Source organism: Microbacterium lacus, from assembly GCF_039531105.1.
GTDB lineage: Bacteria > Actinomycetota > Actinomycetes > Actinomycetales > Microbacteriaceae > Microbacterium > Microbacterium lacus.
Genome location: NZ_BAAAPK010000001.1, coordinates 1,935,226 through 1,950,402, shown reverse-complemented (window position 1 = coordinate 1,950,402; position 15,177 = coordinate 1,935,226). Strand labels below are relative to the sequence as shown.

The window sequence follows — 15,177 nt, the reverse complement described above, 5'->3', positions numbered from 1 at the left end:
CGGATATGTCACCGCGCGCCTTGAAGCCCCTCCAGCCGTCGGCGACCCCGCCCGAGCTGATCCGCAACTTCTGCATCATCGCCCACATCGACCACGGCAAGTCCACGCTCGCCGATCGGATGCTGCAGATCACCGGCGTGGTCGCCGATCGCGACATGCGCGCGCAGTACCTCGACCGGATGGACATCGAGCGCGAGCGCGGCATCACGATCAAGAGCCAGGCGGTGCGCATGCCGTGGCAGCTCGACGGTGAGACGTACGCGCTCAACATGATCGACACCCCGGGTCACGTCGACTTCACGTACGAGGTGAGCCGCTCGCTCGCGGCGTGCGAGGGGGCGATCCTGCTCGTGGACGCCGCGCAGGGCATCGAGGCTCAGACGCTCGCGAACCTCTACCTGGCGCTCGAGAACGATCTGCACATCATCCCGGTGCTCAACAAGATCGATCTCCCGGCCGCCGATCCGGAGAAGTACGCGGCCGAACTCGCGGGCCTGATCGGCGGCGATCCTGAGGACGTCCTCCGGGTCAGCGGCAAGACGGGCATGGGCGTCGAGAGCCTGCTCGACCTCATCGTCGGGCAGATCCCCGCCCCGAAGGGTGACGCGGACGCCCCGGCGCGGGCCATGATCTTCGACTCCGTGTACGACTCCTACCGCGGCGTCGTCACGTACGTCCGGATGGTCGACGGCAAGCTCGAGCCGCGTGAGCGGATTCAGATGATGTCGACCCGCGCGACGCACGAGCTCCTCGAGATCGGGGTGTCCAGCCCCGAGCCGGTCCCGACGAAGGGGCTCGGCGTGGGCGAGGTGGGGTACCTGATCACCGGTGTGAAGGACGTCCGCCAGTCCAAGGTCGGCGACACGATCACGAACCAGCGCAAGCCCGCGACGACGGCCCTCGCCGGGTACACCGACCCGAAGCCGATGGTCTTCTCGGGGATCTACCCCATCGACGGCTCCGACTACGCCCTCCTGCGAGAGGCGCTGGACAAGCTCAAGCTTTCCGACGCGTCCCTCCAGTACGAACCCGAGACCTCCGTCGCGCTCGGCTTCGGCTTCCGCTGCGGATTCCTGGGTCTGCTGCACCTCGAGATCATCACCGAGCGTCTCGCGCGCGAGTTCGACCTCGACCTCATCACGACGGCTCCTTCTGTGACGTACGAAGTGCACACCGACACGGGCGAGACCGTGGTGGTCACGAACCCGAGCGAATACCCCGACGGGCGCGTCGCCGAGGTGTACGAGCCGGTCGTGAAGGTCGGCATCCTGCTGCCGAAGGACTATGTCGGCACCGTCATGGAGCTCTGCCAGGCCCGCCGCGGGTCGCTCCTCGGAATGGACTACCTCAGCGAGGATCGCGTCGAGCTGCGCTACAACATGCCGCTCGGCGAGATCGTGTTCGACTTCTTCGACCAGCTCAAGTCCAAGACACAGGGCTACGCGAGCCTGGACTACGAACCCGCGGGGTCGCAGACAGCCGACCTGGTCAAGGTCGACATCCTCCTGCAAGGGGAGAAGGTCGACGCGTTCAGCTCGATCGTGCACCGGGACAAGGCGTACGCGTACGGCACGCTCATGACCGAGCGGCTGCGCAAGCTCATTCCGCGGCAGCAGTTCGAGGTGCCGATCCAGGCGGCGATCGGCGCGCGCATCATCGCACGCGAAAACATCAGGGCTATCCGCAAGGATGTCCTGGCGAAGTGCTACGGCGGAGACATCACGCGCAAGCGCAAGCTCCTGGAGAAGCAGAAGGAGGGCAAGAAGCGCATGAAGATGGTCGGTCGCGTCGAAGTCCCCCAGGAGGCGTTCATCGCCGCGCTGTCCGGGGATGTCGAAGGCAAGGACAAGAAGTAGGCGGATAAGGCAGGTGAGCATGCGACGCGGGACTTTCAAGGACGAGACGGTGGACTACGCCGCCGTCGGGGCGACCCAGGCACCCGATCTCATGCAGTACCCGCCCGAGCGGAGCATCCCGGCGCAGGAGTCGTGGCGGATCGGCAGCGGGCAGGCGCGGTTCCAGACCGCCGGCGACGCACTGCTGTCGTGGACCGCGCAACGCGGCGCCGGACTCGCGCTGACGGATGTGCGCCCCGCGGCGGGACCGATGTACTCCGGCGTCAGCTTCGACGCCGAGGGCACGCCCGTCACCCCGAGCCGCCTCGAGGCGGATCAGCGGTTCGACAGCGACGGCACGCCGTACGTCGGACCGGGGACGACCGTCCGGCTCGAGGGACGCGTGCGGGGTCAGCGGGCCGACGGCGAGCTGCGGGTGATCTTCGCGGTCGAGGAGCCCCGGCGCATCGGATTCGCGCTCGGAACCGTCGGCGGCTCGGTGGTCAGCGGTGAAGAGTCGTTCATGATCGAGTGGTACGACAACGACGAGGTCTGGTTCACGGTGCGCGCCTTCGATGCACCCGCCGCGCTTCTCTACCGCTTCCTGCCGGCCCTCACCCGCCGCCGACGTCGCGAGCTCTTCACGCGGTACCTGCGCGCGATCTCTCCGCTGTACACGACTCCCGCCTGATGGGCGCGGCGCTCCCCATCGGCGAGCCCGCGCCGCGCGACGGTGCCCTGCCGGTGACGGTGGATCCGGCGACGGCGTTCGGCGTGTACCTCCACGTTCCGTTCTGTCGCGTGCGGTGCGGATACTGCGACTTCAACACGTATACGTCCTCCGAACTGCGGGGTGCGCGGCAGGACGAGTACGCCGACACCCTGCTGCACGAGGTGCGGCTGGCCGTGACGGTGCTCGAGGACGCGGGGGCGGTGCGTCCCGCAGAGACGGTGTTCTTCGGCGGCGGCACACCGACGCTGCTTCCGCCGGGCGACTTGGCGCGCATGCTGGACGGGGTCCGCGATGCCTTCGGCATCGCTCCGGGAGCCGAGATCACGGTCGAGGCCAACCCCGACACGGTGACGGATGCCGTCGCCCACGAGCTCGCTGGGGCCGGCGTGACCCGACTGTCGATCGGCATGCAGTCCGCCGTCGCGCATGTCCTCGCGGTCCTGGATCGCACGCATCGGCCCGAGAACGTCGCAACCGCGGTGCGCGCGGCGCGCGCGGCCGGCCTCCAGGTCAGCCTGGACCTGATCTACGGGGCGCCGGGGGAGTCGCTGGACGACTGGCGCTCGTCGCTCGAGGCGGCGATCGCGCTCCGACCGGACCACATCTCCGCCTACGCCCTCATCGTGGAGGACGGGACGAAGCTCGCACGCCAGATCGCGCGCGGGGAGGTGGCCTCGCCCGACGACGACCTGGAAGCGGACATGTACGAGCTCGCCGATCGTCTGCTCGAAGAAGCCGGCTACTCCTGGTACGAAGTGTCGAACTGGGCGCGGGGGCGCGAGTATCGCTCGCGCCACAATCTCGCTTACTGGCGGGGGAGCGACTGGTGGGGTTTCGGCCCCGGCGCGCACAGCCACATCGGGGGTGTCCGCTTCTGGAACGTGAAGCACCCCGCGGCATACGCGCAGCGCCTGGCGATGGGCGAATCGCCTGCGGCCGGCCGGGAGCGGCCCGACGCCGCCGCGCGTGCGCTCGAGCGCACGTTGCTCCAGACGCGCATCCGCGAGGGGATGCCGGTGGCCGAGCTGATCGGCGAGGGTCGGCACGCGGTCGCGGGACTCATCGCCGACGGCCTGATCGACGGAGCCGCAGCCGTGCGCGGCCGCGTCGTCCTGACGGTGCGCGGGAGACTCCTCGCGGACGCCGTCGTGCGCGCGCTGACCGACTGAGCGCGATCCGTATCCGGGCGGATCCGCTAGAATTGGCACTCAGAACGGGCGAGTGCCAACAGCGCGGACGGGCGATCACATCCGTTCCGCCGAACAGCGGGTGAGGAGGCGAGATGGTCACCGATCGGGGACTGCAGGTGCTGCGGGCGATCGTGCAGGACTTCGTCGACACCCGCGAGCCCGTGGGCAGCAAGGCGATCGTCGAGCGGCACGCCTTCGGCGTCTCGGCCGCCACGATCCGCAACGACATGGCGCTCCTCGAGGACGAAGAGCTCATCGCCGCCCCGCACACGTCCTCGGGCCGGGTGCCGACGGACAAGGGCTACCGGGTCTTCGTCGACCACCTCTCCGAGCTTCGGCCCCTGTCGCCCGCACAGCGCACGGCGATCACGACCTTCCTCGAGGGACCCGGCGATCTGGACGACGTGCTCGCGCGCACCGTGCGGGCCCTCACCCAGCTCACGGGCCAGGTCGCCATCGTCCAGTATCCCTCGTTCGCGCGCGCGAACGTGTCGCACGTCGAACTCGTCCAGCTCGGCGGTGGGCGGATGCTGGTGATCCTCGTCACCGATACTGGTCGGGTCTCGCAGCGTCTCGCGATCGTCCGCGACGAGTTCGCCGACGAGGATCTCGCGCGCATCCGCGCCGACGTGGCGGGAGTGCTCGTGGGCCGGCTCGTCCGTGAGGGCGCGCAGAGCGTCGATGAGCGCCTCGCCGCCGTCGATCCCGTGCCGACGCCGACCAGCGCAGCGACGACCGCGATCCTGCGGGTCGTCGCGGAGGAGCTCGAAGAGTTCCGGCACGACCGTCTCGTCATGGCGGGAGCAGCCAACCTCGCGCGCAGCGAGGCGGACTTCCGCGGCAGCATCTACCCGCTCCTGGAAGCGATCGAGGAGCAGGTGACGCTCGTGAAGCTCATGAGCGAGATGGTCGCCGACGAGCAGGGACTCGCCGCGAGCATCGGCCGCGAGAACGAGCCGTTCGGCCTCGGCGAAGCCTCCGTGCTCGCCAGCGAATACGACACGACGGGTGTCCGCGCCCGAGTGGGAGTCCTCGGCCCCACGCGGATGGACTACCCGACCAATCTCGCGGCGGTCCGTGCCGTCGCACGCTACCTCACCCGGATGCTCGACGAGGACGAGAACCGCTGAAGCGGCATCCGTGAACGAACGATCCCGCGCGGTGCGCGGGCGGGAAGGCGACAGTGGCTGACCACTACGAGGTCCTCGGTGTCTCGCGCGACGCGACACCTGACGAGATCAAGAAGGCGTACCGACGCCTCGCGAGAGAGCTCCACCCTGATGTGAACCCCGGCGCGGATGCGTCCGAGCGCTTCAAGCTCGTCACGCACGCGTACGACGTGCTCAGCGATGCCGACCAGCGCGCCCGCTACGACATGGGCGGCAGCGACTCGCCGTTCGGCGGCGGCCAGGCCGGGTTCGGCGGGTTCGGTGACATCTTCGAGACGTTCTTCGGCTCGGGCGGCGGACAGCGTGCGGGACGCCCGCGCTCGCGGCGCGAGCGCGGACAGGACGCGCTCGTCCGCGTCACCCTCGACCTGAAGGACGTCGTCTTCGGCGTTCACCGCGACCTCGAGGTCGACACGGCCGTGCTGTGCGACACCTGTCAGGGCTCGTGCTGCCAACCCGGCACCGCTCCGGTCGCGTGCGACATCTGTCACGGCTCGGGCCACGTGCAGCGCACGGTCCGGAGCCTCCTCGGCAACGTCGTCACGAACCAGCCGTGCAACGTCTGCCAGGGCTACGGCACCACGATCCCGTATCCGTGCGCGACGTGTCAGGGACAGGGCCGCGTGCGTGCCCGCCGCACCGTGTCGATCGACATCCCCGCCGGCGTCGAGACGGGGCTGCGGCTGCAGCTGCCCGGCTCGGGCGAAGTCGGCCCCGCCGGGGGCCCGAACGGCGACCTCTACCTCGAGGTCACCGTCACCCCGCACGACGAGTTCAGCCGCGACGGCGACGACCTGCTCGCGACGCTGGAAGTGTCGATGCCCGACGCGATCCTCGGGGCCACCACGACGATCGAGTCGCTCGACGGCCCGGTCGACCTCGAACTGCGCCCGGGCGTCCAGGGCGGGGACGTGCTCACGATCAAGGGCCGGGGGATCACGCCGCTGCGCGGGAGCCAGCGCGGCGATCTGCGCGTCGGCGTGCACGTGGTGACCCCGACGCGGCTCGACGCCAAGGAGCGCGCGCTGATCGAGGAGTTCGCCAAGCGCACGAAGTCGCCGGCACCGCGCCTGGCGGAGTTCCACCAGGGACTGTTCGCGAAGCTGCGCGACCGCTTCCGCAACGGCTGATCCGTGGCGCTGCACTTCCTCCTCGACGCGGGAGCGGATGCCGCCGTCGGCGACACCGTCGCCCTCACCGGCCCCGAGGCCCATCACGCGGCTGCCGTCCGCCGCGTCCGGATCGGCGAGGAGGTCACGCTCGGCGACGGTCGCGGAACGTGGCTCACGGGCGAGGTCTCGGCATCCGCACCCCGGGAGGTCCTCGTGCGCGTGAGGAGCAGGAGGAGCGTCGCGCCCCCGGAGCGTCGGATCATCCTGGTCCAGGCGCTCGCGAAGGGCGATCGCGACGAACTCGCCGTGCAGGCGGCGACGGAGCTCGGTGTCGACGGCATCGTGCCGTGGCAGGCGTCACGCAGCGTCTCGCGCTGGGATGCCGCGAAAGCCGAGAAGGGACGGCTGCGGTGGGAGAGTATCGTCCGTGAGGCCGCCAAGCAGGCGCACCGGGCGTGGATCCCCACCGTCCAGCCTCTGGAGACCACGGCGGCGCTCGCGGCGCGGGCGCGGGACGCGCTCGTGCTCGTCCTCGAGCCCACGGCGGTCGAGTCCCTCTCGGGCCTTTCCGCACCGGGCGGGGACGTGACGCCCGATCGTCGGGATCTCGTCCTCGTGGTCGGCCCCGAGGGCGGCATCGCCCCGGAGGAGCTCGCGGTGCTGGAGGCAGCGGGGGCCAGAGCGATGCGGCTCGGCGAGACGGTGCTGCGCACGTCGACGGCGGGTCCCGCCGCGCTCGCGGTGCTCAACGTCGCACTGCGACGCTGGTGAGCACACCGCTCGCCCGACGACGCCGTCCGGCCCGCCGATAGACTGGACTCATGAGCGAATCCTCGGTCTTCACGCGCATCCTGAACGGCGAGATCCCCGCCGACATCGTCGCCGAGACCGAGAACGTGTTCGCGATCCGTGACATCGCCCCGCAGGCTCCCGTGCACGTGCTCGTCATTCCGAAGACGGCGCAGTATCGCAACGTGGTCGAACTCGCGACCGCGGATCCGGCGCTGCTCGCTGAGCTCGTCGGCCTCGCGAACGCCGTCGCCGCCGACCAGACAGACGGCGACTTCCGTCTCGTCTTCAACACCGGTGCCGGCGCCGGCCAGACCGTCTTCCACGTCCACGCGCACGTTCTCGCCGGCGGCCTGAGCGAATCGAGCACGCATGCCTGACAGCGAGAAGAGTTCCGCGGAGACCACCCAGCGGGTCTACGCGGACGGCGTGGCCATGGTCCAGCTGCTCGGTCCCCAGGATCGACTTCTGCGCGTGATCGAGCGCGAGCACCCCGACGTCGACGTCCACGTCCGGGGCAACGAGATCACCCTGAGCGGCGACACGGCCGCAGTGGAGGCCGCTCGAGGACTGGTCGATGAGCTTCTGACCATGACGAAGGCCGGACACGCACTCGGCCCGTCCGATGTCGCCTCCTCCAACCGGATCCTGCGCTCGGAGGGCGGCCCCCGCCCGTCCGAGGTGCTCGGCGAGGCGATCCTCTCCACGCGCGGGAAGGTCATCCGGCCGAAGACGCTCGGCCAGAAGGCGTACGTCGACGCGATCGAGGAGAACACGATCGTCTTCGGCATCGGTCCGGCCGGTACCGGCAAGACCTATCTCGCGATGGCGAAGGCCGTCCAGGCGCTGCAGCGCAAAGAGGTCAATCGCATCATCCTGACCCGCCCCGCCGTCGAAGCGGGCGAGCGCCTCGGATTCCTCCCCGGCACGCTCAACGACAAGATCGACCCGTATCTGCGACCGCTCTACGACGCGCTGAACGAGATGATGGACCCCGAGATCGTCCCCAAGCTCATGGCGAGCGGCACGATCGAAGTCGCTCCGCTCGCGTACATGCGCGGACGCACGCTCAACGACTCGTTCGTCGTGCTCGACGAAGCGCAGAACACGACTCCCGAGCAGATGAAGATGTTCCTCACCCGCCTCGGGTTCGGCACCCGCATGGTGGTCACCGGCGACATCACCCAGGTCGACCTGCCGGTCGGCGCGTCGGGGCTGCGCCTGGTGACGCGCGTGCTGAGCCAGATCGATGACATCCACTTCGCGTACATGACCAGCGACGACGTCGTCCGGCACTCGCTGGTGGGTCGTATCGTCGACGCGTACTCCGAATACGACGAGCGCCGGCTCGCGGGTCGTCGCGAACGCGACGAGGCCGCGGAGTTCGCGAACCGCGCCGAGCGACGCAGCGGCGCAGCGCGCTCCGGAGGACCCCGCGATCACCTTCCCAAACGAGGCCGCTCATGACGATCGAGATCAGCAACGAGTCCGGCTTCACCGTCGACGAGACGGTTCTTCTGCGGCTCATGGAGCACAACCTCGCTGAGCTGCACGTGAGCGCGGACGCCGACGTCGCGATCCTCCTCGTCGATGAGGGCGCGATGGAGGCGCTGCACGTCCAGTGGATGGATGAGCCGGGTCCGACGGACGTCTTGAGCTTCCCGATGGACGAACTGCGTCCCGGCACGGAGGACGCTCCGACGCCGGCGGGGCTCCTCGGGGACATCGTCCTGTGCCCGCAGGTGGCCGAGACGCAGGCAGCGGCCGCGAAGCACAGCACGATGGACGAGCTCATCCTGCTCACGACCCACGGCCTGCTGCACCTGCTCGGCTTCGATCACGCCGAGCCGGAGGAGAAGCGCGAGATGTTCGGGTTGCAGAACGACCTGATCATGAGCTTCCACGTCGCCGAGCGACGACGACCTCGCGCATGACCGCTGCGCTCCTGCTGACCGCCGCCGTCCTGCTCGTCGCGTTCGGGGGGCTCATGGCCGCCCTGGATGCCGCGCTGTCGGTGACCTCCCGCGCCGACCTCGTCGAACTCGGCTCGGAGGGACGCAACGCGACCTCCCTGCAGCGGATCGCGATCGACCCGGATGCGCACGCGAACGCCGTCGTCTTCATCCGCATCCTCGCCGAGACCGCCGCCGCCGTGCTCGTCACAGTCGCCTTCACGATCCTCTTCGACAGCATCTGGTGGGCCATGCTCGCCGCCGCGGTCCTGATGACGGGCATCTCCTTCGTGGTCGTCGGCGCGAGTCCGCGCTCCGTGGGCCGCCAGCACGCGAAGGGCCTTCTGCGCGCGGCGGCTCCCGTCATCCGCGGCGTCCGCCTGATCCTCGGCCCCCTCGCCCACGGGCTCGTCGCCCTCGGCAACCGCGTCACACCGGGCGTGAAACCCGGCTCCTCGTTCGCCTCGGAGGAGCAGCTCCTCAGCATCATCGACGAAGCGGCCGAGAACGAGCTCATCGAGGAGGACGACCGAGAGCTCATCCACTCGGTGTTCGACTTCACCGACACCTTCGTCCGCGCGGTGATGGTTCCTCGCACCGACATGGTCACGGTAGACGCGTCCGCCACCACGCGGGAGGCGATGACCCTGTTCCTCGAGAAGGGCGTCTCGCGCATCCCGATCGTCGACGACGAGGCCGATGACGTCGTCGGCGTGCTCTACCTGAAGGACCTCGTCCAGTTCGGATTCCGCGACGAGCAGGGGTGGAGGGACGCGCCGCTGGATCGCATCGTGCGCCCGGCCGTCTTCGTCCCCGAGTCGATGAAGGCCGAGACGCTGCTCCAGCAGATGAAGCGGGATGCCGTGCACGTGTGCCTGGTCGTCGACGAGTACGGCGGTGTGTCGGGGCTCGTGACCCTGGAGGACCTGATCGAGGAGCTCGTCGGAGAGATCGCCGACGAGTACGACCCGCGTGCGGACGAGGTGGTCGAGCTCGGTCCCGGTCGGTACCGCGTGAGTGCGCGCCTGGGGCTCGACGAAGTGGGTGAGCTGTTCGGGATCGAACTCGAGGACGAGGACGTCGACTCGGTGGGCGGTCTCCTCGGCAAGGCGCTCGGCCGCATCCCCCAGCCCGGGGCCACCGCCGACTACGACGGACTCGTGATGACCGGCGGCACCAGCCGCGGCCGAGGCAGGGGGCTCGCGACGGTCTTCGTCGAGCGCAGCGCTGTGCCCGAGCCGACAGAGGAAGGGAATCCGTCATGAACGCAGAAGCAGACGGCTCCGGCGCAGCGGACTTCCGCTCCGGATTCGTGACATTCGTGGGGCGGCCGAACGTCGGCAAGTCGACGCTCACGAACGCGCTCGTCGGAGAGAAGGTCGCGATCACGAGCGACAAGCCCCAGACGACCCGACGCGCGATCCGCGGCATCCTGAACCGCGTCGACGGCCAGCTCGTGATCGTCGACACACCCGGCATCCATCGTCCTCGCACGCTCTTGGGTGAGCGGCTCAACCACCTCGTCGAGCAGGTGCTCGGCGACGTCGATGTGATCGGGTTCTGCGTACCCGCGACCGAGAAGGTGGGTCCGGGCGATCGGCGCATCGCCGAATCCCTGGACGGCTACCGGCGGGCGAAGAAGGTCGCGATCGTGACGAAGACGGATGCCGCCACGCGCGATCAGATCGCCGAGCGACTGATCGAAGTCGATGCGCTGCGCGACGATTGGGCCGCGGTGATTCCGCTCTCCGCCCTCACGGACCGGCAGCTGGACGTGCTCACCGGCGAGGTGCTCTCGCTCATGCCTCCGGGCCCGGCGCTGTATCCGGACGGAGTCGTGACGGACGAATCCGACGAGGATCGGATCGCGGAGATCATCAGGGAAGCAGCCCTGGAAGGCGTGCGCGACGAGCTGCCGCACTCGATCGCCGTGGTCGTCCAGGACATCGCGGCTCGCGAGGATTCCGATCTGACCGACATCTACGCCGACATCGTCGTCGAGCGCGACAGCCAGAAGGCGATCATCATCGGCCACAAAGGCTCGCGCCTCGCGGACGTCGGCCGACGCGCCCGCGCGGGCATCGAGCCGCTGATCGGCTCGAGGGTCTACCTGTCCCTGCACGTCCGCGTCGCGAAAGAGTGGCAGCGCGATCCGAAGCAGCTCGGCCGCCTCGGATTCTGAGGCGGCCGAGCTGCGGAGGATCGGTCAGAGCGAAGCCTGGAAGGTCTCCAGCACCCTCGTCAGCGCTTCCTGCTTCTCGTAGTCCGACTGCGCCTGCATGAGCACGATCACGTTGCCGCCGCCCGCATCCACCGTGGAGATCACGACGGCTGCCGTACCCGCGCAGTCCCACTCGGAGTACACGCCGGCGTAGTAGCCGTCGTCGTACGGCTCGCCGGTCGCGACCGCACTGCACGACGTGTCGAAGGTGCCCGACAGATTCTGCAGGACCGCCTCTGCGGTCATCCCCGCGGAAGCCGCCATCACCTGGACGCCCGGTGCGGCGAATCCGCCCCAGAACGCGGCGAGATCCGGCGCCGCCGAGACGGCGTACCAGGTGTTGCCCGCGTCGTCCGTGAACCCCGCGCCGTCGGTCTGCGCCCAGTCCGCGGGAACGTCGACGCTCACGACACCGGCATCGTCTGTCACGGTGGTGAATCCGCCGTTGGCCGTCGCTTCGCCGCCGAAGACCCCGGTGGCCGTGACCGTGAGCTCGTCGCCGTTGATCTGACCGTCCAGGAGCTCGTCGGTGGCGGGCCGGTAGACCTGCACATCGATCGTTGCGTCGCTGCCCTGAGTGCGCAGGACCTGGCAGTAGTCGGCGAGACTGCCGTCCGTGCCGACGCTCACCCCGGCGAGCTTGTACACGAGGTCGCCGGGCTGGATGCCCGCGGCATCCGCTGCACCACCCGCATCGACGGAGGAGACCCAGACGCCCGCGATCTGGCCGTCTTCGCTCACCCAGCCCTGCGCGTTGATGCCGATCGAGTCCACGTTCTCGCCCGCCGCGAGGCGGTCGATCGCATCCTGGGCCACGTCCCGGTGGATCGCGAAGTTGTAGTCGAGGCTGTCGTCACCCGCGTAGTTGATGCCCACGAGCCGCCCGTCCTCGTCGACGAGCGGTCCGCCGGAGTTACCACCCCGGATGCGCGCATCGTGCTCGATCACGTGGTCCAGCGACGCCCACTGGGTGTCCAGCGGGAAGTCGTCCTTCGAGACGATGCCGCGCGTGAGGGTGAACTCCTCGGCGGCACCGGCCGGATAGCCCGCGGAGTAGACGTCCAGGCCGGTCTTGATCTCGCCGTCATGCCACGCGAGGTACGGCAGCTCGTCGCCGTCGAGCTGGATGACCGCGAGGTCGAGGCACTCCGACGCGCCGAGCACGGTCCCGCGCACTTGCGCGGACTGATCGCCGCCGACGTAGACGGCGAGCGTTCCGGCGCCGGTGACGACGTGGTTGTTCGTGAGGGCGAGCCCCTCGGGCGTGACGATGAATCCCGAACCGATCCACGCGCCCTCGGCCGGGTCGAGCGTTCCCGGTTCGATGAACGTCCCCTGACCCTTGATGTAGACCGTGGCGGTCTGGAGGTCGTCGAAGCCGACCGCCGGCGTGGCGGAGGGGCCGGCGGAAGGAAGGAGGCCGCCGAAGCAGCCGGTGAGCGCGAGTGCGCCGGCGGTGAGCGATGCGACGCCGAGCATGCGGCGGCGGGAGACGGGCGAAGACGGAGCGGACACGGCGGACCTCCTGATCGGGTGGTGGGTTCGCAGAGGATGAGTGCGGTCGTGCACGCCGTGATACACGGATGCCGCCGCCCGGGGATTCGCGCGCTCTCCGTGTGCGGTGTAGCCTGGCGCCATGCGCTTGCGCCGACTCCTTCTTAGTCGCCGCGACGAGTCCTCGATCTAGGGCCCACCTCGTCGCGGAGCTCGTTGTCGGCCCGTTTCATCTGACGAGAGAGCACGCGAGACCATGGACAACACCCAGAAGCCTTCGGGCATGCCGATCCACAAGTATCGGCCCTATCACCAGCAGCTGACCGTCGAGCTGCCGGACCGCACCTGGCCCGATGCGCGGATCACCGCCGCACCGCGCTGGTGCGCTGTCGATCTGCGCGACGGCAACCAGGCGCTCATCGACCCGATGAGCCCCGAACGCAAGCGCATCATGTTCGACCTGCTGGTGAGCATGGGCTACAAGGAGATCGAGGTCGGCTTCCCGTCCGCCAGCCAGACGGACTTCGACTTCGTCCGGCACTTGATCGAAGAGGACGTCATCCCCGACGACGTGACGATCCAGGTGCTGACGCAGGCCCGCGAGCACCTGATCGAGCGCACGTACGAGTCGATCGCCGGAGCGAAGCAGGCGATCGTCCACCTGTACAACTCCACGAGCGTCCTGCAGCGCGAAGTGGTCTTCCGCACCGACCGGCAGGGCATCATCGACATCGCTCTGGAGGGCGCGCGGTTGTGCCGCGAGTTCGAGAAGCGGATCCCCGAGACGAAGGTCTTCTACGAGTATTCGCCGGAGAGCTACACGGGCACCGAACTCGAGTTCGCGGTGGACGTCTGCAATCAGGTGATCGAGGTCTTCGAGCCGACCCCGGACCGCAAGGTCATCATCAATCTGCCGGCGACCGTCGAGATGGCGACCCCGAACGTCTACGCCGACTCGATCGAGTGGATGAGTCGCCATCTGGCCCACCGCGAGAACGTGATCCTCTCTCTGCACCCGCACAATGACCGGGGCACGGCGATCGCCGCGGCGGAGCTCGGCTACATGGCCGGCGCCGACCGCATCGAAGGCTGCCTGTTCGGCAACGGGGAGCGGACGGGCAACGTCGATCTGGTCGCGCTCGGCATCAACCTCCTCACGCAGGGGATCGATCCGCAGATCGACTTCAGCGACGTGGACCAGATCAAGCGCACCGCGGAGTACTGCAATCAGCTCCCCGTGCACGAGCGCAGCCCGTGGGCGGGTGACCTCGTCTTCACGGCCTTCAGCGGTTCGCATCAGGACGCGATCAAGAAGGGGTTCGAGGCGATGGAGGCGCGAGCCGTCGCCGAGGGCCTGTCGGTCGACGAGCTCGAATGGGCGGTGCCGTACCTGCCGATCGATCCGAAGGATCTGGGTCGCTCCTACGAAGCGGTCATCCGCGTGAATTCGCAGTCCGGCAAGGGCGGCGTGGCCTACCTGCTCAAGAGCGACCATGCACTCGACCTGCCCCGCCGATTGCAGATCGAATTCTCCGGTGTCGTGCAGGCCAAGACCGACGCCGAGGGCGGCGAGGTCACCAGCGAGCAGATCTGGCGTATCTTCACGGACGAGTACCTGCCCTCGAACGTCGAGGAGCACCGCTGGGGCCGCTTCGAGCTGCACGGGACGCGGACGCAGAGCGATCTGGCCGGTGACGTGTCGCTGGAGGTTTCGCTGCGCGACGGAGACGAGCGGGTCGAGGCCACCGGTCACGGCAACGGACCGATCGCGGCATTCCTGTCGATCATGCGCGAGCGCGGATTCGACGTCTCGCTCTACGACTACGTCGAGCACACGCTGAGCGCGGGCGGAGACGCGCAAGCCGCGGCGTACGTCGAGCTCCAGGTCGACGGTGAGCGCCTGTGGGGCGTGGGGATCGACGGGGACATCTCCACGGCTTCCCTCAAGGCGATCGTGTCGTGCGTGAACCGGGCGATCCGCACCCGGCAGAGCACCGCCGAGCTCGCCGGGGTCTGATCACACTGCCGTTCGGGCAGGCGCGGCATCCGTCGGGATATCGCGCCTGCTCAGCAGCGCCGCCGTGAGGAAGCACACCGCACCCAGGAACGTGCCGAGATTCGCCCACTGGAGGCTCACGAGGTCTCCGGTGGCCGGAATCACGGCGGCACCGATCGCCGAGATCCCGAAGAACACCGAGCCGGCCATGTTCAGCCATGTGCAGCGCCACGTGCGCGCCCGCGGATCCCACAGGCCGTCGCGCTCCGTCGTCGCCACGACGGCGAACGCGCTCGAAACGAGGAAGCACACCGACCCCCACGCGTCGGGGATCCATCCCGAGCCGATCCGCGTGTCCGGGTTGAGGGCGGTGAGCAGGGCGGCGGTCGTGCTGAGGTTGAACAACAGCGTGCCGGCGAATTGGATCGCCGCGGCCCACCAGTCCGCACGGTCGGGCCGCGAAGCCCCGGTCTTCGGCGGGCGCCGCCCGCTGAGGAGCAGCTGGATCAGCGCGGCGAGCGTGAAGAAGAAAGCTCCGGCGAAGAACGTCGCGTTCGTGGCGACTGCGCCGACGGTCTCGGAATAGAGCGGCACGGCGCCGACCGCGAACAGGAGCGATCCGACGGCGAATCCCCATGCTTCACGGCGCAGGCGCACGCGGCGTTCGGGCGTCATGGGGTGAGCAT

At 69.0% G+C, this 15,177-nt stretch carries 14 protein-coding genes; 12 read left to right on the top strand and 2 right to left on the bottom strand.

Annotated features, from left to right (window positions below):
- Positions 1-5: 5 nt before the first annotated feature.
- The 11 genes from lepA (at position 6) to era (ending at position 10,962) form a co-directional block, all read left to right on the top strand.
- The gene (lepA, locus tag ABD197_RS09210; protein ID WP_344053781.1) at positions 6-1,856 is read left to right on the top strand and encodes a translation elongation factor 4; all 1,851 of its coding nucleotides are present in this window, start codon (positions 6-8) and stop codon (positions 1,854-1,856) included.
- 19 nt (positions 1,857-1,875) lie between these two features.
- Entirely contained in the window at positions 1,876-2,526 is a 651-nt protein-coding gene (locus ABD197_RS09205; RefSeq protein ID WP_344053779.1) for a DUF1990 domain-containing protein, read from the top strand.
- Positions 2,526-3,737 carry a radical SAM family heme chaperone HemW gene (hemW, locus tag ABD197_RS09200; protein ID WP_344053777.1) on the top strand — a complete coding sequence of 404 codons (1,212 nt, stop codon included), beginning with the start codon at positions 2,526-2,528 and terminating at the stop codon, positions 3,735-3,737. The genes ABD197_RS09205 and hemW overlap by 1 nt, the downstream gene beginning before the upstream one ends.
- Positions 3,738-3,850: 113 nt before the next feature.
- Positions 3,851-4,888 (top strand): heat-inducible transcriptional repressor HrcA, encoded by a 1,038-nt coding sequence (gene hrcA / locus ABD197_RS09195; RefSeq protein WP_344053775.1) that lies wholly within the window; start codon positions 3,851-3,853, stop codon positions 4,886-4,888.
- A gap of 53 nt (positions 4,889-4,941) precedes the next feature.
- Positions 4,942-6,057 (top strand): molecular chaperone DnaJ, encoded by a 1,116-nt coding sequence (gene dnaJ / locus ABD197_RS09190; RefSeq protein ID WP_344053773.1) that lies wholly within the window; start codon positions 4,942-4,944, stop codon positions 6,055-6,057.
- A gap of 3 nt (positions 6,058-6,060) precedes the next feature.
- The gene (locus ABD197_RS09185) at positions 6,061-6,810 is read left to right on the top strand and encodes a 16S rRNA (uracil(1498)-N(3))-methyltransferase (RefSeq protein ID WP_344053770.1); all 750 of its coding nucleotides are present in this window, start codon (positions 6,061-6,063) and stop codon (positions 6,808-6,810) included.
- Between the two features lie 50 nt (positions 6,811-6,860).
- Positions 6,861-7,208, top strand: a complete 348-nt coding sequence (locus ABD197_RS09180; RefSeq protein ID WP_344053768.1) for a histidine triad nucleotide-binding protein — start codon at positions 6,861-6,863, stop codon at positions 7,206-7,208.
- Entirely contained in the window at positions 7,201-8,295 is a 1,095-nt protein-coding gene (locus ABD197_RS09175) for a PhoH family protein (RefSeq protein WP_344053766.1), read from the top strand. Before ABD197_RS09180 ends, ABD197_RS09175 begins: the two co-directional genes overlap by 8 nt.
- Positions 8,292-8,762, top strand: a complete 471-nt coding sequence (gene ybeY, locus ABD197_RS09170; protein ID WP_344053764.1) for an rRNA maturation RNase YbeY — start codon at positions 8,292-8,294, stop codon at positions 8,760-8,762. The genes ABD197_RS09175 and ybeY overlap by 4 nt, the downstream gene beginning before the upstream one ends.
- Positions 8,759-10,045 (top strand): hemolysin family protein, encoded by a 1,287-nt coding sequence (locus ABD197_RS09165; RefSeq protein WP_344053762.1) that lies wholly within the window; start codon positions 8,759-8,761, stop codon positions 10,043-10,045. Before ybeY ends, ABD197_RS09165 begins: the two co-directional genes overlap by 4 nt.
- Positions 10,042-10,962 carry a GTPase Era gene (gene era / locus ABD197_RS09160; protein ID WP_344053760.1) on the top strand — a complete coding sequence of 307 codons (921 nt, stop codon included), beginning with the start codon at positions 10,042-10,044 and terminating at the stop codon, positions 10,960-10,962. The genes ABD197_RS09165 and era overlap by 4 nt, the downstream gene beginning before the upstream one ends.
- Before the next feature lie 24 nt (positions 10,963-10,986).
- Here the strand turns inward: era and ABD197_RS09155 are convergent, their stop codons facing one another.
- Complete coding sequence (locus ABD197_RS09155) at positions 10,987-12,516, bottom strand: S1C family serine protease (protein WP_344053758.1); 1,530 nt, start codon at positions 12,514-12,516, stop codon at positions 10,987-10,989.
- A gap of 235 nt (positions 12,517-12,751) precedes the next feature.
- On the opposite strand from ABD197_RS09155, the gene leuA reads away from it, so the two are divergent.
- Complete coding sequence (gene leuA, locus ABD197_RS09150; protein ID WP_344053756.1) at positions 12,752-14,512, top strand: 2-isopropylmalate synthase; 1,761 nt, start codon at positions 12,752-12,754, stop codon at positions 14,510-14,512.
- Here leuA and ABD197_RS09145 read toward each other — a convergent pair whose 3' ends face one another.
- A complete protein-coding gene (locus ABD197_RS09145) occupies positions 14,513-15,166 on the bottom strand; it encodes a hypothetical protein (RefSeq protein WP_344053754.1) in 654 nt (217 codons plus the stop codon).
- Positions 15,167-15,177 lie beyond the last annotated feature (11 nt).

What these genes read in the sequence shown, in the direction of transcription:
- lepA (WP_344053781.1), top strand. Translation starts at nt 6, where the DNA reads ATGTCACCGCGCGCCTTGAAGCCCCTCCAGCCGTCGGCGACCCCGCCC.
- ABD197_RS09205 (WP_344053779.1), top strand. Translation starts at nt 1,876, where the DNA reads ATGCGACGCGGGACTTTCAAGGACGAGACGGTGGACTACGCCGCCGTC.
- hemW (WP_344053777.1), top strand. Translation starts at nt 2,526, where the DNA reads ATGGGCGCGGCGCTCCCCATCGGCGAGCCCGCGCCGCGCGACGGTGCC.
- hrcA (WP_344053775.1), top strand. Translation starts at nt 3,851, where the DNA reads ATGGTCACCGATCGGGGACTGCAGGTGCTGCGGGCGATCGTGCAGGAC.
- ABD197_RS09180 (WP_344053768.1), top strand. Translation starts at nt 6,861, where the DNA reads ATGAGCGAATCCTCGGTCTTCACGCGCATCCTGAACGGCGAGATCCCC.
- ABD197_RS09175 (WP_344053766.1), top strand. Translation starts at nt 7,201, where the DNA reads ATGCCTGACAGCGAGAAGAGTTCCGCGGAGACCACCCAGCGGGTCTAC.
- ybeY (WP_344053764.1), top strand. Translation starts at nt 8,292, where the DNA reads ATGACGATCGAGATCAGCAACGAGTCCGGCTTCACCGTCGACGAGACG.
- ABD197_RS09165 (WP_344053762.1), top strand. Translation starts at nt 8,759, where the DNA reads ATGACCGCTGCGCTCCTGCTGACCGCCGCCGTCCTGCTCGTCGCGTTC.
- era (WP_344053760.1), top strand. Translation starts at nt 10,042, where the DNA reads ATGAACGCAGAAGCAGACGGCTCCGGCGCAGCGGACTTCCGCTCCGGA.
- leuA (WP_344053756.1), top strand. Translation starts at nt 12,752, where the DNA reads ATGGACAACACCCAGAAGCCTTCGGGCATGCCGATCCACAAGTATCGG.
- ABD197_RS09145 (WP_344053754.1), bottom strand. Translation starts at nt 15,166, where the DNA reads ATGACGCCCGAACGCCGCGTGCGCCTGCGCCGTGAAGCATGGGGATTC.